The sequence below is a fragment of the Saccharopolyspora flava genome, from assembly GCF_900116135.1.
Lineage (GTDB): Bacteria > Actinomycetota > Actinomycetes > Mycobacteriales > Pseudonocardiaceae > Saccharopolyspora > Saccharopolyspora flava.
Map to the genome: position 1 here is coordinate 19412 of NZ_FOZX01000006.1, position 22940 is coordinate 42351.

Below are 22940 nucleotides of genomic sequence, written 5' to 3' on the forward strand. Positions count from 1 at the left end.
TCCGGAACGGCCGCCGTCCGCGCCGTCACCTGTGACCGATCCTGCGGTGTCAGCGGCGCGCGGTGTCCGGCCGCGGCGCGCGTTCCGGCGGCGGGGCCGCGCGGACGGCGTGCACCCGCAGCCTGCTCAGCTCGGTCGGGTCCGGCGGCAGCAGCAGGCGCATCAGGTGGTCGACGAGCCGGGCCGTCACCACCGCCAAGGCCGCCACCAGCGCGTCGTTGACCGCGTGCAGCACGACGCCGTCGGCCAGCGCCTGCACGCCGTCGCGGAAGGTCCACCCGAAGGTGAGCAGGGCGACCAGCACGGTCGCCGCCCACAGCGCCCACCAGAACCGGACCCGCAGGCTCGGCGAGGGACGGGCACCCTGGTCGCGGTCGCCCTCGGCGACCAGCAGGCAGTGCTCCAGCTCGGCCATCGCCGACCCCGGGACCAGCAGGTTCAGGCCCGGGACGAGGACTCCGGCCACGACCTGCCAGTCCGGACGGGCGTTGCGGACCCCGATCCGCTCGGCCGCGGCGGCCCGCGCGCGCAGGCCCCACAGCACGGTGAACACGCCGGTCAGCACGCCCATCAGCAGCAGGATCACGCCGGTGGTGCCCACCAGCGCGTCGGAGATCGCCAGGACCGCGCGGGACAGCGCCTCACCCCTGCTGAGCAGCAGCAGGACGTACCGCCACACCTCGGCGACGGTGGCCAGGGCGGCGACGCCCGCGGTCACCCACAGCGCCGCGATGGCGGTGGCGGCGGTGGCCGCGGCCCGTTCGGCCAGGTCGACGCGGTCGTGCGTGGGCAGCGCCAGCGGCCAGCGCCAGGCGAGCAGCGGGAAGCCCCAGCGCGGTGGTGCCGGGTAGGACGGCGGACCGGTGTAGGGCCGCGGCCGCCGCGGCGGGCGGGTGCGGCGCGGTCCGCCGGGCGGAGTGGCCACCCACTCCACCCGGTCCGGCTGGGGCTGCCCGGTCACAGCACGTACGGATCGCCGTCGGTGGCCACCAGCGGGCGGCCGATGGCCGACCAGCCGTTCATGCCGCGCTCGACGTTCACCGCGTCCCAGCCGTTGGCGTTGAGGTAGGCGGTGACCTTGGCCGAGCGGCCGCCGGAGCGGCACACCACGTAGACCTGGTCGGCCTCGGGGATGTCGTCGAGGCGCTCCACGAGCTTGCTCATCGGGATGTGCACGGCCTCGGGGGCGTGGCCCGCCTGCCACTCGTCGTCCTCGCGGACGTCCAGCAGCACGCTGCCCTCGGGCAGCTTCTCGGGCAGTTCCTCCGGCTCGACGCCGGGCACCTGTCCAGGAGGAGGAGTAGTCACGCCCCGATGCTGCCACGCCCGCTGTGTCCTCGGGGTGAGGGTGGGGACAGTTTTAGCCATAATCACCCATGATCAATGTCCCTTTTGTCCGGACAATTATGGCTAAAACTGTCGCCGCTGCAGCGAGAAGCGCCCCGGACCGAGGGGCCCGGGGCGCTCTGCGGGAGGGATCAGGTCAGTGCTGGACCGCCTTCTCCGAGCCCGCCCCGGTGAGGGAGCGGACCTCCATCTCCGCGTACTTCTTGCCGCCGTTCTCGTCCTTGCTCAGCTTGGTGCCGAGGTAGCCGAGCAGGAACGACAGCGGGATCGACACCAGACCCGGGTTCTTCAGCGGGAACAGCGCGAAGTCCAGCGACGGGAACATCGCCTCCTCGTCACCCGAGACCGCGGGCGAGAAGATGATCAGCACGATGGTGATCACCAGACCGCCGTAGATGCTGAACAGCGCACCGGTGGTGTTGAACCGCTTCCAGAACAGCGAGTACAGCAGCGTCGGCAGGTTCGCCGAGGCCGCGACGGCGAAGGCGAGCGCGACCAGGAAGGCCACGTTCTGCCCGTTGGCCGCGATGCCGCCGAGGATCGACACGACACCGATGACCACCGCCGTGATCCGCGCGACCTTGACCTCCTGCTGCTTGTCGTCGACCTGGCCCTTCTTGATCACGTTCGCGTAGATGTCGTGCGCGAACGAGGCCGAGGCCGTGATCGTCAGACCGGCCACCACCGCCAGGATCGTCGCGAAGGCGACCGCGGAGATGAAGCCGAGCAGCAGCGGACCGCCCAGGTGGGAGGCCAGCAGCGGCGCCGCCGAGTTCACCCCGCCCGGGGCGTCCTTGATGACGTCGGGTCCGACCATCGCACCGGCGCCGTAGCCCAGCACCAGCGTGAACAGGTAGAACAGGCCGATCAGCCAGATCGCCCAGACCACCGAGCGACGGGCTTCCTTGGCGGTGGGCACCGTGTAGAAGCGCATCAGCACGTGCGGCAGACCCGCGGTGCCCAGCACCAGCGCGATGCCCAACGAGATGAAGTCCAGCTTGCTGGTCTCGGTCTTGCCGTACTGCGCGCCCGGGTTGAGGACCTTGTCGCCGGCGACGTCGGCCGCGTGGCCGAGCAGCGCCGAGAGGTTGAACCCGTACAGGCCCAGGACCCACACGGTCATCACGAAGGCACCGGCGATCAGCAGCGCCGCCTTGATGATCTGCACCCAGGTCGTGCCGCGCATGCCGCCGACCAGGACGTAGAGGATCATCAGCGCGCCGACCACCGCGATCACGATGGCCTGGCCGCCCTTGTCGGTGATGCCCAGCAGCAGCGCGATCAGACCGCCGGCACCGGCCATCTGCGCGAGCAGGTAGAAGAAGCTCACCACCAGCGTCGACAGCGAGGCCGCCGTGCGCACCGGACGCTCGCGCATCCGGAAGCTGAGCACGTCGCCCATCGTGTAGCGGCCGGTGTTGCGCAGCAGCTCGGCGACCAGCAGCAGGGCGACCAGCCAGGCCACCAGGAAGCCGATGGAGTAGAGGAAGCCGTCGTACCCGTTGACCGCGATGGCCCCGGCGATGCCGAGGAACGACGCCGCCGACAGGTAGTCACCGGAGATCGCGATGCCGTTCTGCGGCCCGCTGAACGCGTGGCCCGCGGCGTAGTAGTCCGACGCGGTCTTGGTGTTCCGGCTGGCCCGGAACACGATGACCATCGTGACCACCACGAATACCGCGAAAATTCCGATGTTCAGCAGCGAGTTTCCACCGGTCGCTTCTTGAGCGAGCGGTTGGGTGGCGGAAATTGCCTGCACCGAGCTCACTTCCCGCCTCCCTCGACGTTGTCGCGGATCTGTTCGGCGACCGGGTCCAGATTCTTGTTGGCGTAGCGGACGTACCAGGTCGTGATCACGAATGTAGACACGAACTGGAGCAAGCCGAGCACCAGGCCGACGTTGATGTTGCCGACGAGTTTGATGCTCATGAATCCGTGCGCGTAGTCGGCGAGCAGCACGTACACCAGGTACCAGACCAGGAACAACGCCGATACCGGGAAGACGAAGTTGCGCAGTCGCTTGCGCAGTTGGGCGAATTCGGGACTGCTTTGCGCAGCGGCCCAGGTTTCGGCGTCAATACCGGACCCGGACCCGTTTTGGTCCGTGGCGCTCACGGCTCTCCTTCCACAAAGAAAGGCTCACTCTCGCGTTATCGCCAAGCGTGAGCCTGAATCACACAACGCCGGAACGCTACGGAACCCGGTGCGCTGGTGGGTAGGTCCGTTGGGAGTACGCGTGCTAACGATCGAGTGAAGGTTGACGCGGCAACAGGATGCCTCGATTCGGGCCGTTTGGGAAGCTTTTCATTCGAACGGCCTATTGATCGTCCAGAAATGTCGACGCAAAGTAGTTAATTGCGAAACCAATTACCCGTTCAGCCGCAGAAGGCCTCGGACTCCTTCGGGAGGCAGGGCGGGAGGAGCGGATCTCAGCGCTCGTGGCGGCCCTGGCGAGGCGCCTGCTCGGCCACCGGCCTGCTGTCGACGAAGCCCAGCCGGTCCGGCGCGTGCAGCCGCAGCATCAGCCGCGACACCCCGCCCGGCACCCGGCTCCGGGTGGCCAGGCTGACCAGGTAGGTCACCAGGAACGCCAGCGGCACGGTGACCAGCGCGGGCTGGCCGATCAGCTCGCTCCACGCCCCGTGCCCGCCGACGAGGTGCGAGGACAGCGCCGCGAGCAGCACCAGCGAGCCGCCGGTGAGCATCCCGCAGGCCGCACCGGCCGCGGTCAGCCCGCGCCACCAGATGCCCAGGATCAGCACCGGGCAGAACGTCGAGGCCGCCATCGCGAACGCCAGTCCCACGCTGCGCGCGATGTCGTGGTCGTGCACCACCAGCGCCAGCCCCACCGGGACCACGCAGGACAGCACCGCCGCCGAGCGGAACCGCATGCTCTTGCCCCACAGCACGTCCCGCGAGGACAGAACCCCGGCCAGGCTCATGACCAGGCCCGACGAGGTGGACAGGAACGCGGCGAACGCGCCCGCCGCGGTGATCGCGGCCAGCACGCCGCCCACCCAGTTGCCCAGCATCGCGTGCGGCAGCAGCAGCACGGCCGCGTCGGTCCGGCCGGTGACCAGCAGCTGCGGCACGTACAACCGGGACAGCAGCCCGAAGATCGTCGGGAACAGGTAGAAGGCGCCCAGCATCCCCAGCACGTACAGCGCCGTCCGGCGCGCTCCCGAGCCCGAGGGGTTGGCGTAGAAGCGGGCCAGCACGTGCGGCAGGCCCATCGTGCCCAGGAAGGTCGCGATCAGCACCGAGTAGGTCGCCAGCACGCCCGGCAGGCCCTCCTGCTCGGGACGCAGCCAGCTCGCGTTGTCGGTCACCGAGCCGGTCACCACCGGCACCGCGGCCCCGGCCGGGAACCGCAGCTCGCTGCCGGCCCGGACCGGGTACTCGCCGGGCTGCAGGTAGACCGCGCCCTCCTGACCGGGCTCCTCCGAGGAGGTCAGCCACACCGGTTCGGTGACCCGCAGCGTCACGTCGGTCTCGACGTGGGCCGAGGTGTCCTGCTGGAAGAACGGCGTGGCCGGCTCGTCCAGCGCCTGGCGCTGCCCGCTGACCAGGAACACCATCAGCAGCGCGAACGCGGGCAGGGTGATCGCGAACAGCTTCACCCAGTACTGGAAGGCCTGCACCAGCGTCACCGCGCGCAGCGCTCCGCTGACCACGCTGACGTGCACGATCAGCGCGACCACGAGAATCCCCGCCTGGTAGCGGATTCCGACGATGGCCGACAGCGTCATCCCGGCCGCCTGCAGCTGCGGCACCAGGTACAGCCAGCCGATCACGACCACGACGACCGTCGACAGCGACCGCAGGTTCAGCGAGTTCAGCCGCGCCTCGACGAAGTCCGGCATCGTGTAGGCGCCGGAGCGGCGCATCGGGGCGACCACGAACAGCATCAGCGCCAGGTACCCGGCGGCGAAACCGATCGGGTACCAGAGGGCGTCGACGCCGTCCTTGAGCACCAGCCCGGCCACGCCCAGGAACGAGGCGGCCGACAGGTACTCGCCGGAGATGGCGGCGGCGTTGCGCTCCTCCCGAACCGGCTTGCGGGCGGCGGAGAAGTCGGTGGTCCGAGCCGAGCGCGAGCCCCACAGGCCGATGCCCAGCGTCGCGACGACGATCAGCGCGACGCCGCCCAAGGACCACAAGTTCGCCAACATCTCACCCAGCCGCCCTGGTGCCGAAGAGTCGCACCCACCTTACGCAGAGCAGCCGCCAGACCCGAAACAGCCGTCACGAAGCGCCGCAGGCGCTTTCTCTTTTCTCCTTCACCACCTAAGACACCGGCACCGCCTCGGGTTCTCAGACGTCGTCTGGTGAGGACAGCCGTAGCGCCGTGTATTGGCATACATCAGTCTCGGATCCCGGAGCCAGACGGCGTCTGAGGTTCCGCTACCCGCACCGCCAAGCAGAGGGACCACATCAGGTCCTACTCCTCGAGCATTCCGAGGAAGTCCTCTTCGTTGCGCTCTGCTCGGCGGTTGTAGAGCAGGCCGATGACCACCAGGAACGGGTAGGCCAGGACTCCGAGGAGCAGCCACGGGAGGCGCAGGCCGAACAGCTCGACGTCGCCGAGGGCGGGGACCAGCCAGAACGCCAGCGGCAGCCCGAGCAGCACCACCGCGACGATGCCGGACAGCAGCAGCGCGACGCGGAGCTGCTTCTCGACCAGGTCGCGGACCAGGCCCTCCAGTGCCCCGGTCTGCTCCTCGACCTCGACGCGCACCCGGGGGACGTGCGGTCCGCGCCGGTCGGCGAGCACGACGCGCTTGCGCCGCGGCCGGGGCGAGAACTCCCCGAGCCGGGCGCGGACGTCGAAGCTCTCCGGGCTCATCCGACCTCGCTCACTGCTGACCCCAGTTGTCGCGCGGCGCCTTGACCAGCCGGTCCTTGAGCTCGCGGGTGTGGCGCCGGGACACCGGGAGTTCCTTGGGCGGCCCGCCGCCGAGCACCACCGAGTAGCCGGACGAGGACATCCGCAGCTCGGTGACCAGCGCGAGCGAGACCAGGAAGGACCGGTGGATGCGCAGGAAACCGGCCTCGCCCCAGCGCTCCTCCAGCTGCGCCAACGGGATTCGCACCAGGTGCGAGCCCTCGGTGGTGTGCAGCCGGGCGTAGTCGCCCTGGGCCTCGACCCAGCGGACCTCCTTGCGCGGGATCATCCGCGTGGTGCCGGCGAGCTCGACCGGGATGACCTCGTCGTCGTCGGGCGCGGGCGCTTCCAGGGGTTTCGGGCCGTTGCCCGCCGGAACGGCCTGCTGCTTGTTCTTCTCGATCCCGCGCAGCGCCCGGTCGACGCGGTCGGCGTTGGCCGGCTTCATGATGTAGTCCAGCGCCCCGACCTCGAAGGCCTCCAGCGCGTTCTCCTCGTGCCCGGTGATGAACACCAGCGCGGGCGGGTTGCGGAACGCGGTGAGCACCCGAGCCAGTTCCATGCCCGACAGGCCCGGCATCGACACGTCCGCGAACACCGCGTCCACAATGGACTCGTCTTCGTCTCTGCGGCCGATCAGCTCCGGGTCGTCGCTGCGCAGCAGGCGCAGCGCCTCGGCGGCGTCGAACGCGGTCAGCACTCTGCCGACGCGAGGGTTGCTGCCGAGCAGGAACTTCATCTCGTCAAGCCCGGCCCGCTCGTCGTCGACGGCAAGGACGACGAGACCGGCGGGATTCTCACGTGTACTCAATGCAACGCCATATCGTGCCGCGCCATCGGCGCACTGTCCATGTCCCGTTCTTCCCCTTCGGTGCCTCCCGCACCGATCCGCGAAAATGGCCGCGAACCCTAGTTGTTAGCGCAGCGGAAGGGCTCTCCACGAGGGGGCGGCGGCGAAAATCAGCTCCGCGAAGCCGAATTTCGCCCGAATGGATCAGCGATCTGGTCCGACCGCTCCACAGAGTTGTCACCGAAACGGACGCATTTCCACCGGAATTCCGCGCAAAACGGTCCCCGCCGAAACTCGCGGCGGGGACCGTCGAAGCGAGGCTCACAAACCGAAACGATCCCACATGGCGCGGTGTTCCAGTGCGTCGAGGCCGGAAATCAGGTTGGCGACGGGATTCCGGGACACGCCCGAGGACATCCCCAGCCGCGCGAGCAGCGGCTTGCGGCCCTCCACCGTCTGCACCTGGGCGTCCGGGTACTTGCGCTCGACGATCTCGCGCAGCGTGCCGACGCCGTCGATCAGGCCCAGCTCAGCGGCCCGCGCACCGGTCCAGACCTCGCCGGAGAACAGCTCGCCCTCGTCGCCCTTGAGCTTGTCGCCGCGGCGCTCGCGCACCCAGTCGCGGAACTGGCCGTGCAGCTCGTCCTGCATCCCGCGCAGCCACTCCACGTCCTCGGCCTTCTCCGGGCGGAACGGGTCCAGCCGCACCTTGTTCTCGCCCGCGGTGTAGACGCGGCGCTCCACGCCGATCTTGTCCAGCAGGCCGGTCATCCCGAAGCTGGAGCTGACCACGCCGACCGAGCCGACCATCGAGGTCTGGTGCGCGTAGATCTCGTCGGCGGCGCAGGCCAGCCAGTAGCCGCCGGACGCCGCGACGTCCTCGCAGTAGGCGACCACCGGAACGCCCTTCTCCTGCGCCAGGCCGCGAATCCGGTCGGCGACCAGCGCGGACTGGGTGGGCGCACCACCGGGCGAGTTGATCGACAGCACCACGGCGCTGAGCCGGTCGTGGGAGAACGCGCGGGTGATCGCCGAGTCCACGGTCTGCAACGAGATCGAGGGCCGCCCCATCGGCGACGGCTGCGGCGTGATGACGCCGTGCAGCTTGACCACCGCTACGACCGGGCCGCGCTCGGACACGCCCGGCAGCTTGCCGGGGAACCTGTCGGTCAGCTCCTTGGGCAGCTTGGCCGTGACCACGTCGACGAACTTCTGCGGTGCCTTCTCGTTCATACCTCGACGTTACCGGCCGGCGGCCGGTCCGGCGGCCAAACCCACGCCCGGCTCCTCCACGGCCAGCGGCTCGGGCCGCACGCCCGGGGCGAACTTGGGCACCCGCATGATCACCTTCATGCCCGCGCCCTTCTCGGTCTCCACGACCAGCCCGTAGTCGTTGCCGAAGGTGGCGCGCATCCGGTTGTTGATGTTGCCGAGCCCGACGTGCGCGCCGGTGAGGTGGGCGTTGGCCAGCTCCGCGTCGAGCAGCTCCGGGTCCATCCCGATGCCGTCGTCGTCGACGCTGATCAGCGCCTCCGAGCCGTTGTCCTCGGCGGTGACCGAGACGGTGCCGCCGCCGGGCTTGTTCGCCAGCCCGTGCCGGACCGCGTTCTCCACCAGCGGCTGCAGCGCCAGGAACGGCACCACCACCGGCAGCACCTCGGGGGCGATCTTGAGCTGCACGTTGAGCCGGTCCGGGCCGAAGCGGGCGCTCTCCAGCGTCAGGTAGCGGTCGATGTTGCGGATCTCGTCGGCCAGCGTCGTGTAGAGGCCGCTGTTGCGGAACGAGTAGCGGGTGAAGTCGGCGAACTCCTGCAGCAGGTCCCGGGCGTGCTCCGGGTCGGTGCGGATCAGCGAGGAGATCGTGTTCAGCGCGTTGTAGATGAAGTGCGGGGAGATCTGGGCCCGCAGCGCGCGCACCTCCGCCTGGGCCAGGCGCTCCTTGGACTCCTGCAGCTCGGCGAGCTCCAGCTGGGTGGACACGTGGTGGGCGACCTCGGCGGCCGCCCGCAGGAGCCGCTTGCGGTCCCCGCCGGCGATCACCGTCAGCACGCCGCGGACCTGGCCCTCCACCTCCAGCGGGACCACGGCCGCGTGCCGCATCGGGCAGGGCCGCTGCTCGCACACCACGTCGCCGTGGTCGAGGAAGTCGCGCTTGCCGGTGCGCAGCACCTGCTCGATCTTGGTGCGCAGGTCCGCGTAGTGGTGGTTGGCCTCGCCGTCCCAGGTCAGCAGGGTTCCGTCGGCGTCGACGATGCCGACGGCGACGCAGGCCAGCAGCTCGCGGAGGTGCGGGCCGGTCTTGTCGGCCGACTCCTGGTTGAGCCCCTCCCGCAGGTGGGGTGCCGCGCTGGTCACCCGGTGCAGAGCCGCCAGCGTGGCGTCCTCCACCGAAGTGCTCACCCGACGCGCCCGGCACAGCAGAACGAACATGCCCAGCACGGCGAGCGCCGCGAGCGTGGTCAGGACCGTCCGCTCCGTCAACAACTGCGCCACAACATCAATCTGCCCGAGCCGCGCAGTCCGAATCAAGGCGGCTACGACCAGTGCGAGGTTTCCGTCGGTGAACGGTCAGGTTCCCTTCTAGTCAGCGGAAACCGCTCACCCGTTCGTCCTAACTCGGCTGTGCACAACCCCACGAGTTGTCCACAACCTGGGGACAACTCACTTCAGCAGCCGGGACATCCGCCGATCCGCCAGCTGCTTCCCACCGGTCTGGCACGTCGGGCAGTACTGCATCGACCGGTCCGCGAAGGAGACCTCCCGCACCGTGTCACCGCACACCGGGCACGGCAAACCGGTGCGGCCGTGCACCCGCAGACCCGAGCGCTTCTCGGCCTTGAGCCGCGCGGCGTCCTGGCTCAGCGAGCGCTCCACCGCGTCGCGCAGGATCTCCTGGACGCTGTCGTGCAGCCGGGCCACCGCGGCCTCGTCGAGCCTGCCCGCCGTGGCGAACGGGGACAGCTTCGCGGCGTGCAGGATCTCGTCCGAGTAGGCGTTGCCGATCCCCGCGATCGTGGACTGCTCGGCGAGCACCGTCTTGATCCGCTCGGTGCGCCCGTCCAGCAGCGCGGCGAGCCGCTGCGCGTCGACGTCCAGGGCGTCCGGGCCGAGCTTGGCGATCCCCGGCACCTGCTGCGGGTCCTCGACGATCCAGGCGGCGAGGCTCTTCTGGGTGCCGGCCTCGGTCAGGTCGAAGCCGACGCCGCCGAGGTGCACGCGCAGCGCGATCGGCCCGCGCCCCGGCTTCGGCGGCGTCGCGGCGAGCTTGTCCGACCAGCGCAGCCAGCCCGCCCGGGCCAGGTGGCAGACCAGGTGGATCCCGTCGCAGTCCAGGTCGAGGTACTTGCCGTGCCTGGTCGCACCGGTGACCTCGCGCCCGTGCAGCGCCGTGAAGGGCGGATCGGCGGTCTTGAGCGCGCTCATCGAGGCCACGTCCACGCGCGCGACCGTCCGCCCCACGGCGTGGTCGCGGAGGTGCTGGGCCAACGCCTCCACCTCGGGAAGTTCCGGCACACGGCCAGTGTGCCCAACAGAACCCCCGACCGTCAGGCAAGCGCGTCGGGTCCCCTGCCCGCACCGCCCCGCGAACCACTCACTCAGTGGGTTGCAGGCGGCCGTTCATGTCCGGCTCTGCGTAGAGCTCGATGTGGCGCGCGACCTGGGAGACCTCGGTGCGGACCTCGATGAAGCCGCGGACGACTCCGACCCAGGTCTCCGGCGGGTTCTCGTCGGCGTCGCCCGGGGTGGAGGCGGTGAGCGTCCACGGCCGGTGCAGCACCCAGCGGACCGGGAAGAACAGGATCGCGACGACGAAGATCAGGATCAGCCACGGCGGGATGATCACCTCGGCGGGCGTCCAGGCGACGAAGATGACCACCAGGGCCGCGAGCGCGGCTCCCACCACGATCGCCGGGGCGTTGCCGCCGTTGACGTCGTGCTCGAACTCGTCCACCACGATCGGGTTGGACCACTCCAGATTGGCCTTGATCGTCCACTCGCGGCCGTCGGAGCCCCGCACCACCCGGTTCATCGTCGCCTCCCCGCCCACCCGGGCTGGTCACTCGATCGTCAACTCACGAACACCCGTCACCGAGCGTGATCTCACGGTACCGGTTCCGCGCACGGAGCGGTGCGTGTTCACCACCTCATTGTCGATCATGCGGCGTCCTCCGGCCAACCCTCGAACCCGGAAACAACCCACCTGAACCACTACGCTTCGCCACGAGCCGAGTACCGGAGGTGCGCGATGGACGTCGACGAAGCCCGCGAGCTGATCCGCTCCCAGCACCGGGCCGTGCTGGGAACGCTGCGCGGCGACGGGACACCGCTGATGACGCCCGTGCTGGCGGCCGTGGACGCCGAGGACCGGGTGGTGATCAGCACGCGGTCGAGCTCGGGCAAGGTCCGCAACCTCCGGCGCGATCCGCGCGCGTGGCTGTGCGTGCTGCCGGACGAGTTCTTCGGGCGCTGGTTCCAGCTCGACGCGAGCGCGGAGATCGTCGAGCTGCCCGACGCGATGGGGCCGCTGGAGGAGTACTACCGCGCGATCTCCGGCGAGCACGACGACTGGGAGTCCTACCGCGACGCCATGCGCAGGGAGAACAGGGTGCTGCTGCGGCTCACCCCGACCCGCGCGATCGGCTGAGGGGACCCCCGGTGAACGGGCCGCGAACCATGGGCTAAAGTATTCACCAACAGCCCACCGGGGGCGGAAGCAACCGGGAGGCGATGAAGATGCGGATGTAGCGCAGCTGGTAGCGCATCACCTTGCCAAGGTGAGGGTCGCGGGTTCGAGTCCCGTCATCCGCTCGCACCGGGAGTCCCCGAGGTAACCACCTCGGGGACTCCCGCTTTTCATGGTCGGGTTCTGCGGAGCGGGTGTGGGCAGGGGACAGTTTTTCCTCTAATTGTCCGGGCAAAACGGACATTGATCATGGGTGATTCGAGGAAAAACTGTCCCCTGGTGACGCTTCACGCCCCAGCCGCTCCCCACCCCGCGCTCTCCCGGGGAGGGGTCAGCTCTGGACTCCGAGGCCGATGGGGCAGGAGACTCCGGTGCCGCCGAGGCCGCAGTAGCCGTTGGGGTTCTTGGCGTCCGAGAGGTACTGCTGGTGGTAGGTCTCGGCGTAGAAGAAGTCGCGCAGCGGCGCGATCTCGGTGGTGATCTCGCCCTTACCCGCCGCGGTCAGCGCCTGCTGGAAGGCGTCGCGGCTCGCCTCCGCCTCGGCCTTCTGCTGGTCGTCGGCGTAGTAGATCGCCGAGCGGTACTGGGTGCCGAGGTCGTTGCCCTGGCGCATGCCCTGCGTGGGGTCGTGGTTCTCCCAGAAGGCCTTGAGGACCTGCGAGAAGCTGATCTTCTTCGGGTCGAAGACCACCAGGACCGCCTCGGTGTGGCCGGTCAGGCCGGAGCAGACCTCCTCGTACGTCGGGTTCGGCGTGTAGCCGCCCGCGTAGCCGACGGCGGTGGTCCACACGCCCTCGGTCTGCCAGAACACCCGCTCGGCGCCCCAGAAGCAGCCCATGCCGACCACCGCGGTGGCCAGGCCCTCCGGGAACGGCGGCACGATGCGGCGGTCCGGGAACACCGCGTGGTGCTCGTCGACCGGCATCGCCGAGTCCCGGCCCGGCAGCGCCGACGACGGGTCGATCATCTTCAGCTTCGCACCGAACATGAATCCAGCCTACGCCGTGGTCAACGGCGATCCAGCCGATTGGGATCCCCGTAACGCCCGGGCTCGGGCCGCGCGTGCCTGCCGCGCGGGGCCTCCCCCCGTTGTCCCGGCAACCGCCTCGGGGCGGGCTGTCCCGGGGGTGGGGAAGTTTTCATGAAAACTTCCCCCACCCCACGATCGCCCGGAGCCGGGGACGGTCTCCGAGGGGGCTGCCGGAGGGAGGTCGTGGCCTCCCCCGGAGCCCGGTCGCGGGAGGGCGCGAGGTCGTCGGTCCGGAGGGTTTCCGTGGGGGCTTCCGCGGGATCCGGCCGGGTCGCGGGCGCCGGGGTGAGCAGGTGGCGGAGGCGCATCGTGGGGTCTTCGACGTACTTCCACGACAGCGTCCCCAGGACGTAGGCGATCGGGGCAGCGCACAGCAGCATGAGCCACTGGTCGCGGATGCCCGCCAGCGCCAGGAGCTGCTGGACGGGGAAGCCCCAGACGTAGACGCCGTAGCTGCCGTTGACCCACACCCCCGGCACCGTCAGCTTCGCCGGCCAGAAGTGCCCGGCGACGATCACCGCGTAGCTGACCGCGAACGCCATCCACGCCGAGGCCGTGATGGTGTTGCCCATCACCACCAGCACCACCAGCCCGGCTCCCGCGGCCAGCGGGGACAGCGGGATCCGGTAGAGGTTCAGCAGCACGCCCGCCGCGAAGGCCACCAGGAACGCCACCAGCGACTCGACCGGCACGCTCAGCAGCGACCCCGCCGACTCCGCGCCCGGGATCTGCTCCAGGTGCCGGTCCCAGGCCACCAGGCCGATCAGCGCGAGCACCGCCAGCCAGCGGAGGTTCTTCCTGGCCGTGCCCAGCAGGAGCAGGACGAACAGGCCGCCGTAGGCCAGCAGCTCCATCGGCAGCGTCCACAGCGAGCCGTTGACCGCGTCCGGCCACGGGTTGCTCTCGAACACCCCGGGCAGGTCGTGCCGCAGGGTCAGCAGGCCCGCGTTGTTGACGATGTATCCCCAGGTCTCGTGCGCCCGGAAGTACTCGCCGACCGGCAGCGTGGTGATCATCGGTCCGACGACCAGGGCCATGCCGACCGAGACCGTCAGCATCGGCGGCCACAACCGCAGCACCCGCTTGACCGCGAAGCGCAGCGCGTGCGGATCCCGCATCCAGCTCTCGGTGATCTGGAACCCGCTGAGCGCGAAGAACCCCATCAGCACGCCCTCGTCGGGCTGCACCGGCCACTCGGGCGGGAACAGCTCGCCGCTGCCCACCAGCGGGGAGCTGTGACCGTAGATGACCAGCAGCGCACCGATCATGCGGATCCAGGCGAAGCCGTGGTTCGGGGCGGCGAACAGCTCGGGGCGAGCGTGCAGCACGCGCGCAGCGCTCAACCCGGATCACCCCATCGATTCGTGCCCGAAGCGGACGTCAACGCTGGGTAGCCTAGCCGGGGTCCGCGCGCCGCGGGCCCTTTACAACCCGGAAGCCCGTCCGGACCAGGGGTGCGGACCGGATCGTTATTCGGCCGGTGCACCCCGAACGTGGCGCTGAGTGCCAGAATGGCGTCGTTCGCAGCAGCGGCGTTCATGGAAATCCGGAAAGGGCGCTATCGGTGACCTGGCAAGACGAGTTGCAGAACCTCGACGCCGAGCTCGCGGCGGGACGCATTTCCGCCGAGGAGTACCGACAGCGCAGGGACGCGGTGCTGGGCAGGGCGCAGGGTCAGACGCCGTCGAACCCCGGCGGATTCCCGCAGCAGGACCAGACCCCACCGGCTGATCCCTCGTCCGGGGGCTTCCCCCAGCAGCAGCCCGCCCAGCAGCAGTCCGCGCAGCAGCAGCCGCCGCAGAGTCCGTTCCCGCCCGCCTTCAGCTGGGGCGACGCCGCCAAGCAGCAGCCGCAGCAGGGCACCGGCGAGGAAGCGACGCAGGTCGTGCAGAACCCGTTCGCCCAGCAGCAGCCGCAACAGCAGCAGCCGCCCGCGGACGCCGACAGCACCCAGGTCGTCAGCTTCCCCCCGGCCCGGAACCCCCAGGCTCCGCAGGCCCAGACTCCGCAAGCGCAGAACCCGCAGGCGCAGACTCCTCCCCCGCCGCCGCAGTGGGGCCAGTCGCAGCCGCCGTGGGCCGCTCAGCAGCAGGGCCCGCAGGGCTGGGGCCCGGTGGAGACCACGGGCACGCCGTGGGGCGATGACCTGCCCGGATCCGATTCCGGCGAGGCGTCCTGGATGCGGCAGGGCCCGGAGGTCTTCGAGTCGGCGGGCAAGCCCGGCAAGGGCAAGCTGATCGCGGGCCTGTCCATCGGCGCGGTGCTGCTGGTCGTGGTGATCGTCGCGGTCATCTTCTACTTCGCCGGCAGCGGAGGGAGCACGAGCGGCGGCGAGACCGCGGCTCCCGTTCCGCCGCCGCCCGCGCCGACCACGACGCAGCTGCCCGAGCCGCCGGCCGCGAAGGCCCCGCCCGCCACCACCCAGGAGGTGCTGGTCCCGGTCAACGGCCCGGCGCACCCGTGGTCCGGGCTGCTGGACCTGCCGAACCTGCAGGGCGCCAAGGGCGGTCTGCTGCAGCCGAAGCCGGTGCTCGACACCGCGTTCCAGAACGGCCTGGCCGAGGGCTGGTTCAACGGCACGGACGGCGTGCAGCCGAAGACGACGCTGCTCGCGCTGAAGATGCCCGACGCCAACGCCGCCAAGACCGTCGTGGACAAGTACCTGGCCGCGCAGCAGGGCCTGTCCGAGGTGGAGGACCTGTCCTACCAGGGCGTTTCGGTGGTCTCGACGGGTGCGACGTACCGGACCGCCTACGTGGCGCACAACTACGCGGTGATCATCGACGTGAGCGGCCCGCCGGAGCAGAAGGACGCGGCCCAGCAGGCGTTCAAGGCGACCCTGGACCAGCAGCTCACCCAGACCCCGCCCACGATCCGCGAGTAACGCGCGCGACAACGACGAGGGCCGCCGATCTCGAACCCGAGGTCGGCGGCCCTTCTCGTGCGCGCGGCTATTCGGCCGGGATGGTGCTGAGCAGGGACGTCAGCGCCGCCCGGGAGGCGTCGGGCCCGAACTGGGCCGCGATGGCGGTGCGGCCCGAGTCGGCGAGGGCGCTCCAGGTGTCGTCCTGGGTGAGCAGGCGGGTCACGGCGTCGGCGAGCCCGGCCTCGTCGTCGGCGACCAGCACGTCCTGGCCGGGTTTGAGGTGCATGCCCTCGACGGCGACGGTGGTGCCCACGACCGGGACGCCCACCGCGAGGCTCTCCCCGACCTTGCCCTTGACGCCGGCGCCGAAGCGCAGCGGAGCGAGGGTGACCCTGGCCCGCGCGTAGTGCGGCTCCAGCGACTCGACCCAGCCGTGCACCTCCACGCCGGGCCCGGACAGGGCCCTGACCTCGTCGGTCGGGTTGCTGCCGATGACGTGCAGCACCGCGTCCGGGCACCGCTCGCGGACCAGCGGCATGATCTCGCGGGCGGCCCAGCGGGCGGCGTCGACGTTCGGCGGGTGGTCGAAGCTGCCGACGAACAGCACGTCACGACGGCCCTCGACCCGCACCGGCGCGTCGTCGATCTCGTGCACGTTGGACAGCACCCGCACGTCGGCCTCGGGCACCAGCTCGCCCAGCAGCGTCCGCTCGGCCTCGGACACCACCAGCGTCACGTCGCAGGCGCGCGCCAGGCCCAGCTCCATCTGCTGCGAGGCGAAGGCCTTGCGGCGCAGCGCCTCCGCGCGGTCGGTCTCGCCCTGCCGCTCGGCCAGCTCGGCCTCCCGCTGCAGGCGCAGGAAGTGCACGTCGACGGTGTCGTAGGCGATGACGGCCTGCGGCGCGCGGGTGCGCAGCTCCTCCACCAGGCTCCACGCGACCTGCGGCCGGGACAGCAGCGCCAGCGAGATCTCGGTCCCGGCCTCGTGCAGGAACGCCTGCTGCAGCTCGGGCTGCGGCAGCACGGTCACGCCGATCTGCTGCAGGTCCTCGGTGTAGGGCTGCAATGCGGCGTGGTTGCCGGGGAAGAACACCACCCGGTTGCCGAGCTCGACGAGCTGCCGCAGCACCCGGAAGATCCGCACCGAGCCGGAGTCGAAGTCCGGGCGCGGCACCTGGTGGTCCTTGACCAGCACGATCGGCCCGAAGTGGCCGCGAGCGCCGCGCTGCCGGGCCAGCCACAGGTTGCGCGGCGAGGCCTCCGGCAGGTGCTCGGCGCGCAGCACGTCCGCCCACTTCTCGACGAACACCCGGCGGTTGAGCTCCTGGTGCTTCTTCACCCCGGAGTTGACGTCGGTGCCGTGCGAGACGCCCTCGTGGTGCACCACCACGGCCTTCGGCTGCACGACGGTGCGGTAGCCGGCGGCGCGAATCGCGAACGCCAGGTCGGTGTCCTCGTAGTAGGCGGGCGCGAACCGGCTGTCGAAGCCGCCGACCTGCCGGAACAACTCCGCGCGCACCAGGATCGCCGCGCCCGAGCAGTAGTCGACGTCGCGGACGACGTTGAACTCCGCGCCGCTGCCGTCGGTGCCGCGCCCGTAGTTCCAGCCGGTGCCGTCGGCCCAGACGATGCCGCCGCACTCCTGCAGCCGCCCGTCCGGGTAGACGAGCTTGGCGCCGACCAGCCCGATCTCCGGGTCCGAGTTGATCGTGTCCACCAGGACGTCCAGCCAGGACTCGGTGACCTCGGCGTCGTTGTTGAGGAAGAACAGGTGCTCGCCGCGCGCGTGCTCGGCGCCGAGGTTGCAGGCGCCGATGAACCCGAGGTTGCGCTCGGCGCGCACCAGCCGGACGCCCTCGCAGGCGGCGAGCTTGTCGGCGCTGTCGTCCGGCGAGGCGTCGTCGACGACGATCACCTCGAACGGCACCGACACCAGGTGCCCGGCGAGGAACCGCAGGCACTGCCGGGTGTAGGGCCACTTGCCGTGCACCGGGATGATCACGCTGACCAGCGGGCGGTCGCTGGTGGGCACCGGCAGCGGACCGGTCTCGACCTGCTCGGCGACCTCCGGGATGCCGGGCTTGCGGCCGAGCGCGATCTCGTAGGCGTCGCGGCGGGTGGTGCCGCGCGGGGCGACGCGCTCGACGACCTGGCGGTACTTGGTGACCGCGCGCTGCACCAGCGCGGAGTTCTGCGCGGCCAGCTCGGCGTTCTCGGCGGTCAGCCGCTCGGCCCGGCTCTCGGCGTCGGCGAGCCTGCCCTCCAGCCGAGACGCGGTGTCGCGCAACCACTCGACGCGGGCGGTGTCGCGCTGCGCCTGCAGGTCGCTCTGCCGCAGCCGCTCGCGGAGTTCGGCGAGCTCGGCCGCGCTGGTCTCGGCGCGCTGCTCCTCGGTGCGGCGCAGCTCCTCGAGGCGCGCGACGGCGGCCTTGAGCTCCTCGGCCTCGCCTCGGCTGCGCTGGTAGAGCTCGTTGAGCTTGGCGACGTCGGCGACGGCCTCGTCGCGCTGCCCGATCAGCTCGGCGGTGTCGCCCGCGCGCGCCAGGGTCAGCTTCGCGTCGGTGAGCACGGCCGCGGCCGGGAGCTTCGGCAGGTGCTTGTCGGAGGCCACGCCCAGCAGGTAGGTGTGCGGCACGCCGCGGCTGACCGACCAGTCGCCCGCCTCGGTACGCTCGATGGTCTGCAGCCGCACGCCCTCGATCGCGGTGTCGCGGTCGCCGGGGTCGGCGGGCACCACCAGCGAGCCGACGGTGACGTTCTGCTTGAGCACCGCGACGTGCCGGAACGACTCCTCCAGCATCGCCTCGTACTCGCGGGCGGTGAGCTCCTTGACGTGGAACGGGTTGTCGTTGCCGTGCTCGTGGCTGTACACGGCGGTGTCGGGGGTGCTGGACAGGAACAGCCCGCCCTGCTTCATCCGGGACCGGACCAGCCGCAGCACCGCGGCCTGATCGGCGACGTGCTCGATGGCCTCGAAGCACACCACGACGTCGAACGGCTTGGCGTCGGCGAGCAGCTCGGGATCGGTCATCGAGCCGACCTCGAAGCTCACATCCCGACCGGCGTAGTTGTGCCGGGCGTGCTCGACGGTGCGCTCGTCGATGTCGACGCCGACGACCTCGGCGCCCTCGGCGGCCAGCAGCGCCGCGCCGTAGCCCTCGCCGCAGGCGAGGTCGAGGACCCGCTTGCCGCGCGCGAAGGGGGCCGCCAGCGCGTACCGGTGGTAGTGCTCGTAGACCACCTGCACGTCTTCGGTCCAGGGAACGCAGCGCTCCCCGGTCCAGTCGATCAGCCGCTCGTCCATCGGATCCCTTCGCCAGGTCGCCTACCTGGAACGCAGGCTAGCGCCTGGCGGAGCGGGACCGGTGCGGGTCGGGGATTTCCGGCTTCAGCGGTTCCGGCTTCAGCGACCGAATCTCCGGCGGAATCTCCGGGCGAGGTGGAGCAGCGCGCGGACGAACCGCGGCGGGCGCTCGGCGTCGAACCGGCGGCGCAGCTCGGCGTTCCGCTCCCGGAGCGCGGCGAGCTCCTGCTCGTACCGGTCGCTGAGCTCGTCGCAGCGCCGGTGCAGCCGTTCGACCTCGGTGTGCCGCTCGGCGAGCAGCCGCACCTGCCGATCGGCTTCCTCGGCGTGCGCGACCGCCTCGTGCTGCAGCGCGAGCACCCGCGTGTAGAGGGCGATCCGGTTGTTCTCCAGCGCCGCCAGCAGCGCCGAACCGGTGAACGGCCGCAACGCCTCGACCAGGTCCTGATCGGTGTCCTCGCGCAGGATCACGCCGAGCCCGAACACGGCGGGCACGATCTCCAGCCGCCGCCCGCCGTGCTCGGCGAGGGCGTCCTCGACGGCGGTGAGCACGCCGTTGCGCTCGCCGCCCGCGGTCCGGGCGACGGTGAACTGGCCGAGTCCGACGAACCCGGCCGGGGTGACCTCGTCGTGCCAGACGGTCGGCCCGTCCGCGGTGCGCGGGTGGGTCCGCTCCTCGGGCAGCAGACACGGCTCGTAGTACAGGTCCCGCCGCGACCAGGGCCACAGCACGTCGTGCAGCGCGATCAGCGCGTTCGGGGCGTGGGTGAGGATCCAGTCCAGCTCGGCGCGCACGGTGGCGTAGTTGTGGTCGCCGTCGATGACGTAGAGGTCGGCGACCGGCAGCTGCGAGAGCACCTGCGGCGAGCGGCCTTCCACCAGGTGCAGCGCGTCGTGCCCGGCCATCGCCGCCCGCATCTCCTCGGTGGGGGCGCTCTCGACGCAGTGCACGGCCTCGGCGCCGAGCTCCGCGTAGCAGGCGCTGACCTGCCCGGTCTCCACGCCGATCTCGACGACCGTGCGGATCGGGCGCCGGTCGAAGAGCTGCGCGAACAGCTCGCGGAACAGCGCCATCGAGTGCAGCAGCAGCGGCTGGTTCCGGGCGTCGCGCGCCTGGGCGTGCGGGTCGTCCCTGGTTCCGGTGCCGGGTTCGAGCACGCGGGTCATCGGATTCCTCCCATCTTGCGGAGCGCCAGTCGCGCACCGCCGGCGGCGATGCCGCGCACCCCGCGGGAGCGCAGCTCCTCCCGGACCCGGCCGGTCAGCCGCGCCAGCTCCGGCGCCGGCGGCACGCGGTGTGCCAGCCCGGAGCGGGACTGGGGCAGGCTCGCGAAGGCGATGGTGATCTGCGCCGAGGTGATCGGGCCGCCTGCGCGGGTCGCGAGGGGCAGCCAGACGGCGCCGTGCGGCGCGTGGAACTCGACCATCGTCCCGCCGAGCCAGTCGCAGTCGGCGAACACGAGCCCGGCGAAGTCCTCGGCCCGCTCCCAGCGGAGGGTGCGGGGCTCGGGGTCGCCGCGCACGTAGGCGGTGGCCTCGATCCAGTCGATGCGCACGATCGCGGGCTGGCCGGGGATCGCCAGCGAGACGTCCAGCGCGCCGCGGGATTCGAAGGCCAGGCGGGCGAACGACAGGCCGTTGTGGTTGATCCGGGCGCGGCGGCGCTGGGCGTCGTGCCACTCGTCGTCCTCGGTGCGGAACCGCAGCAGCGTGTCCGGGCACTCGCCGGACCGCTCGAACACGGCCGGGTCGAGGGCGCCGCTGTGCAGCGCGCTCACCGCGGCGCCGAGCTGCGGGTCGGCGGCCGCGAGCAGCGCGGGCCAGAACGCGTCCCGCATGTGCAGGTCGTCGAGGTCGCCCGGCGACATGTACGGCACGGCCGGCAGCAGGTCGCGGGGCACGATGTCGGTGACCACCGAGGAGCCGAAGTTGTCGTCGTGCCACCAGTTGCCGAACACCGAGGCCTCGGCGGCGCTGGGCGCCTTGAGCGCGGCGGTGATGATCGCCGCGAGGCGCTCCCGGTTCAGCTCCGGCCAGGCGCCGTCCGCGGCGGACACGTAGCGGTTCCAGGAGCGCTGGAAGGCGCGGATGCCGTCCTGGACCGCGCACCACTCCAGGTCCTGGGTCGGGGTGCTGTGGAACGGCCCGAGCACCGGTTCGCCGGACTCGGTGAAGTCGATCAGCGAGCCGACCCGCGCGCTGACGCACTGCTCGACGACCTCGGGGCTGCGGACGAGCGCGTAGACGACCTCGTGCGGCCAGCCGCTCTGCCCCAGGTAGCCCTCGGCGGCCTGCCCGGCCAGCGACAGCCGGCTGGAGCGGTGATCGGTGGCCAGGTAGTACCCGGCGGTCCGGACGCCGATGCCGTTGCGCCGCAGCACCCGCGACAGCTGGTACTGGATGGTGCCGCCCCAGCCCAGGTCGACCAGTGCGATCTCCTCGCCGTCGAGCGCCCCGGCCGCGCGCAGCGAGCGCAGCAGCCGGTCGCAGGCGGCGGTGACGGTGGCGGCCAGCCGGTTCCGCAGGTGCGGCGCCTCGGTGAGCGCCACGGTGACGCGCTCGCGGAGCTCGGGCTGGTCGAGCAGCATGTCCAGCTTGTCGGCCAGGGCCGGGACGTCGCCCGGGCGCAGGTGCAGCGAGGCGAGCAGCTGGGCGACGGTGAGCCGGTAGCTGCGGCCGATGAACTCGCCGACGGCGTCCACGTCGTAGCTGTCCAGCGCGGCCAGCGAGGTGACCTGCCGGGACAGCCAGATCGGTTGCGCGGTGACGTCCCAGCCGCGCGCGGCGGCGGCCTCGTTGACCAGCTCGGAGAGCAGCTCACCCTCCCGCATCGGGCACCAGACGACCCGCTGCCCGCGCCGGTGGGCGCGTTCGGCGACCCAGGCGGCGAAACCGGTGAGCACCGGCCCGAGCACGCCCGCGCCGAAGCGCCACGCGACGCCCACCGCCTCCCCGGATTCCTCGGAGGCCGCGCGAACGGCCTTGGCGCGCAGCGTGGTCAGCCCGGCGTCGCCGTGCGCGGGGTGCAGGTGGCGGTCGGGCGGGCCGAAGGAGTCGGTCGACTCGCGCTCCCGGTCGAGGACCCCGGCGAAGTCGTCGTCGATGCGCGCGTGGTGCACGGTCCGGATGCCGAGCTTGGCGGGGACCTCGTCGTCGGCCACGGCGTTGTCGCCGACGTGCACGATCTGCTCCGGCCGGGTGCCCAGCTCCTGCAGCACGATCTCCCACAGCCCGGAGGCCTTGTCCAGGCCGTGCTGGTGCGAGCGGAAGGTCTTGGCCTCGGCCAGCGGGGCGAGGGCGGGCCGGTCCAGCAGGTGCGCGAGCTGGTCGGCGGTGAAGTAGGTGTCGGAGACCAGCACGATCGGCACCGCGTTGCGCTCGGCGGTGCCGATCACCTCGGCGATCTCCAGGTCGGGCACCGTGATCTCGCGCTCCAGCTCCACCTCGGCGCGCACCAGGTCGTCGAGGTCCCCGGGGCCGAACACCTCGATCGGCATCTCGCGCCAGATGTCGAACAGCGAGATCTCGCCGCAGGCCGACAGGCTGCGCTTGCGGGCCCGCTTCTCGGCGTCGATGCGCATCAGCCGGAAGGTGGTGTCGGTGACCCAGCCCGGGCAGCGGCCGGCGGCGCGCAGCCGCGCGCCCAGCATCGCGAACGCGTCGGTGGGCCGGGGCACGCGCCGCCACAGGACCGTGTCGAACACGTCCAGGGACAGCACCGCGCACGAGCCGTCGCTCACCAGCCGGTGCAGCTGCTCCAGCTCGGGTGCTCGGGCCGGTGGTTCGTTGGTAGCAGTTCGGTTCCGCACGTTCCGCCTCTCCCCAGGGTGCCGAGACGCACATCGGCAAAGCGCGATCATCTACCGGAATGATTCTTGGTCGATTTCCCGACAATCGAGACTAGACCTGATCGATCGGGATCGAAGATTCCGGTTCATCCCATCCACGCGAACTGATGAATCCGTTTCAGCGGATCGTTCCGGCTGGTAGCCGGGCTTCACCCGGAATCTTGTGACAGTTCTTCACGAACGCTC

General features: G+C 71.0%; 18 protein-coding genes and 1 tRNA gene. 3 read left to right on the forward strand and 16 right to left on the reverse strand.

Annotated elements, in window-relative coordinates; genetic code table 11:
• Nucleotides 1–49: 49 nt before the first annotated feature.
• The 11 genes from BM424_RS18050 to BM424_RS18100 all read right to left on the reverse strand — a co-directional run bounded on the left by BM424_RS18050 (nucleotide 50) and on the right by BM424_RS18100 (nucleotide 11052).
• A complete protein-coding gene (locus tag BM424_RS18050; protein ID WP_093420076.1) occupies nucleotides 50–925 on the reverse strand; it encodes a DUF4328 domain-containing protein in 876 nt (291 codons plus the stop codon).
• Between the two features lie 32 nt (nucleotides 926–957).
• Nucleotides 958–1308: a rhodanese-like domain-containing protein gene (locus BM424_RS18055; protein WP_245775941.1), complete on the reverse strand. Its 351-nt coding sequence runs from the start codon at nucleotides 1306–1308 to the stop codon at nucleotides 958–960.
• A gap of 175 nt (nucleotides 1309–1483) precedes the next feature.
• Nucleotides 1484–3007 (reverse strand): solute symporter family protein, encoded by a 1524-nt coding sequence (locus BM424_RS18060; protein WP_245775942.1) that lies wholly within the window; start codon nucleotides 3005–3007, stop codon nucleotides 1484–1486.
• Between the two features lie 104 nt (nucleotides 3008–3111).
• On the reverse strand, nucleotides 3112–3426 hold the full coding sequence (locus BM424_RS18065) for a DUF485 domain-containing protein (RefSeq protein WP_245775972.1): 315 nt from the start codon (nucleotides 3424–3426) through the stop codon (nucleotides 3112–3114).
• 350 nt (nucleotides 3427–3776) lie between these two features.
• Entirely contained in the window at nucleotides 3777–5519 is a 1743-nt protein-coding gene (locus BM424_RS18070; protein ID WP_093419433.1) for a sodium/solute symporter, read from the reverse strand.
• 269 nt (nucleotides 5520–5788) lie between these two features.
• On the reverse strand, nucleotides 5789–6193 hold the full coding sequence (locus tag BM424_RS18075; protein ID WP_093419435.1) for a DUF485 domain-containing protein: 405 nt from the start codon (nucleotides 6191–6193) through the stop codon (nucleotides 5789–5791).
• A gap of 10 nt (nucleotides 6194–6203) precedes the next feature.
• The gene (locus BM424_RS18080) at nucleotides 6204–7043 is read right to left on the reverse strand and encodes a LytR/AlgR family response regulator transcription factor (RefSeq protein ID WP_093419437.1); all 840 of its coding nucleotides are present in this window, start codon (nucleotides 7041–7043) and stop codon (nucleotides 6204–6206) included.
• A 300-nt stretch (nucleotides 7044–7343) separates the two neighbouring features.
• Nucleotides 7344–8255 carry a S49 family peptidase gene (locus BM424_RS18085; RefSeq protein WP_093419439.1) on the reverse strand — a complete coding sequence of 304 codons (912 nt, stop codon included), beginning with the start codon at nucleotides 8253–8255 and terminating at the stop codon, nucleotides 7344–7346.
• Between the two features lie 9 nt (nucleotides 8256–8264).
• Complete coding sequence (locus BM424_RS18090) at nucleotides 8265–9515, reverse strand: histidine kinase (RefSeq protein ID WP_093419441.1); 1251 nt, start codon at nucleotides 9513–9515, stop codon at nucleotides 8265–8267.
• A 168-nt stretch (nucleotides 9516–9683) separates the two neighbouring features.
• Nucleotides 9684–10535 carry an Fpg/Nei family DNA glycosylase gene (locus BM424_RS18095; RefSeq protein WP_093419443.1) on the reverse strand — a complete coding sequence of 284 codons (852 nt, stop codon included), beginning with the start codon at nucleotides 10533–10535 and terminating at the stop codon, nucleotides 9684–9686.
• Nucleotides 10536–10614: 79 nt separating this feature from the next.
• On the reverse strand, nucleotides 10615–11052 hold the full coding sequence (locus BM424_RS18100) for a DUF983 domain-containing protein (RefSeq protein WP_175548154.1): 438 nt from the start codon (nucleotides 11050–11052) through the stop codon (nucleotides 10615–10617).
• A gap of 216 nt (nucleotides 11053–11268) precedes the next feature.
• On the opposite strand from BM424_RS18100, the gene BM424_RS18105 reads away from it, so the two are divergent.
• Together BM424_RS18105 and BM424_RS18110 are read left to right on the forward strand one after the other, a co-directional pair.
• Nucleotides 11269–11667: a PPOX class F420-dependent oxidoreductase gene (locus BM424_RS18105; RefSeq protein ID WP_093419448.1), complete on the forward strand. Its 399-nt coding sequence runs from the start codon at nucleotides 11269–11271 to the stop codon at nucleotides 11665–11667.
• A 91-nt stretch (nucleotides 11668–11758) separates the two neighbouring features.
• Nucleotides 11759–11831: transfer RNA gene (locus tag BM424_RS18110), tRNA-Gly, on the forward strand.
• 206 nt (nucleotides 11832–12037) lie between these two features.
• Here the strand turns inward: BM424_RS18110 and msrA are convergent.
• Entirely contained in the window at nucleotides 12038–12694 is a 657-nt protein-coding gene (msrA, locus tag BM424_RS18115; RefSeq protein ID WP_093419451.1) for a peptide-methionine (S)-S-oxide reductase MsrA, read from the reverse strand.
• Nucleotides 12695–12714: 20 nt separating this feature from the next.
• On the reverse strand, nucleotides 12715–14079 hold the full coding sequence (locus BM424_RS18120) for an acyltransferase family protein (RefSeq protein WP_245775943.1): 1365 nt from the start codon (nucleotides 14077–14079) through the stop codon (nucleotides 12715–12717).
• A 221-nt stretch (nucleotides 14080–14300) separates the two neighbouring features.
• On the opposite strand from BM424_RS18120, the gene BM424_RS18125 reads away from it, so the two are divergent.
• Nucleotides 14301–15620: a hypothetical protein gene (locus tag BM424_RS18125; RefSeq protein WP_093419453.1), complete on the forward strand. Its 1320-nt coding sequence runs from the start codon at nucleotides 14301–14303 to the stop codon at nucleotides 15618–15620.
• A 67-nt stretch (nucleotides 15621–15687) separates the two neighbouring features.
• Here BM424_RS18125 and BM424_RS18130 read toward each other — a convergent pair whose 3' ends face one another.
• From BM424_RS18130 to BM424_RS18140, 3 genes are all read right to left on the reverse strand, one after another.
• Entirely contained in the window at nucleotides 15688–18906 is a 3219-nt protein-coding gene (locus tag BM424_RS18130) for a glycosyltransferase (protein ID WP_093419456.1), read from the reverse strand.
• A 99-nt stretch (nucleotides 18907–19005) separates the two neighbouring features.
• Nucleotides 19006–20073 carry a class I SAM-dependent methyltransferase gene (locus BM424_RS18135; RefSeq protein WP_093419459.1) on the reverse strand — a complete coding sequence of 356 codons (1068 nt, stop codon included), beginning with the start codon at nucleotides 20071–20073 and terminating at the stop codon, nucleotides 19006–19008.
• Complete coding sequence (locus tag BM424_RS18140; RefSeq protein WP_093419460.1) at nucleotides 20070–22715, reverse strand: HAD family hydrolase; 2646 nt, start codon at nucleotides 22713–22715, stop codon at nucleotides 20070–20072. Before BM424_RS18140 ends, BM424_RS18135 begins: the two co-directional genes overlap by 4 nt.
• Between the last annotated feature and the right edge of the window lie 225 nt (nucleotides 22716–22940).

Excerpts from the sequence above, each read along its gene's own strand:
- BM424_RS18060 (WP_245775942.1), bottom strand. The coding sequence starts at position 3,007 with ATGGTCATCGTGTTCCGGGCCAGCCGGAACACCAAGACCGCGTCGGAC.
- BM424_RS18070 (WP_093419433.1), bottom strand. The coding sequence starts at position 5,519 with ATGTTGGCGAACTTGTGGTCCTTGGGCGGCGTCGCGCTGATCGTCGTC.
- BM424_RS18075 (WP_093419435.1), bottom strand. The coding sequence starts at position 6,193 with ATGAGCCCGGAGAGCTTCGACGTCCGCGCCCGGCTCGGGGAGTTCTCG.
- BM424_RS18085 (WP_093419439.1), bottom strand. The coding sequence starts at position 8,255 with ATGAACGAGAAGGCACCGCAGAAGTTCGTCGACGTGGTCACGGCCAAG.
- BM424_RS18100 (WP_175548154.1), bottom strand. The coding sequence starts at position 11,052 with ATGAACCGGGTGGTGCGGGGCTCCGACGGCCGCGAGTGGACGATCAAG.
- BM424_RS18105 (WP_093419448.1), top strand. The coding sequence starts at position 11,269 with ATGGACGTCGACGAAGCCCGCGAGCTGATCCGCTCCCAGCACCGGGCC.
- msrA (WP_093419451.1), bottom strand. The coding sequence starts at position 12,694 with ATGTTCGGTGCGAAGCTGAAGATGATCGACCCGTCGTCGGCGCTGCCG.
- BM424_RS18130 (WP_093419456.1), bottom strand. The coding sequence starts at position 18,906 with ATGGACGAGCGGCTGATCGACTGGACCGGGGAGCGCTGCGTTCCCTGG.
- BM424_RS18135 (WP_093419459.1), bottom strand. The coding sequence starts at position 20,073 with ATGACCCGCGTGCTCGAACCCGGCACCGGAACCAGGGACGACCCGCAC.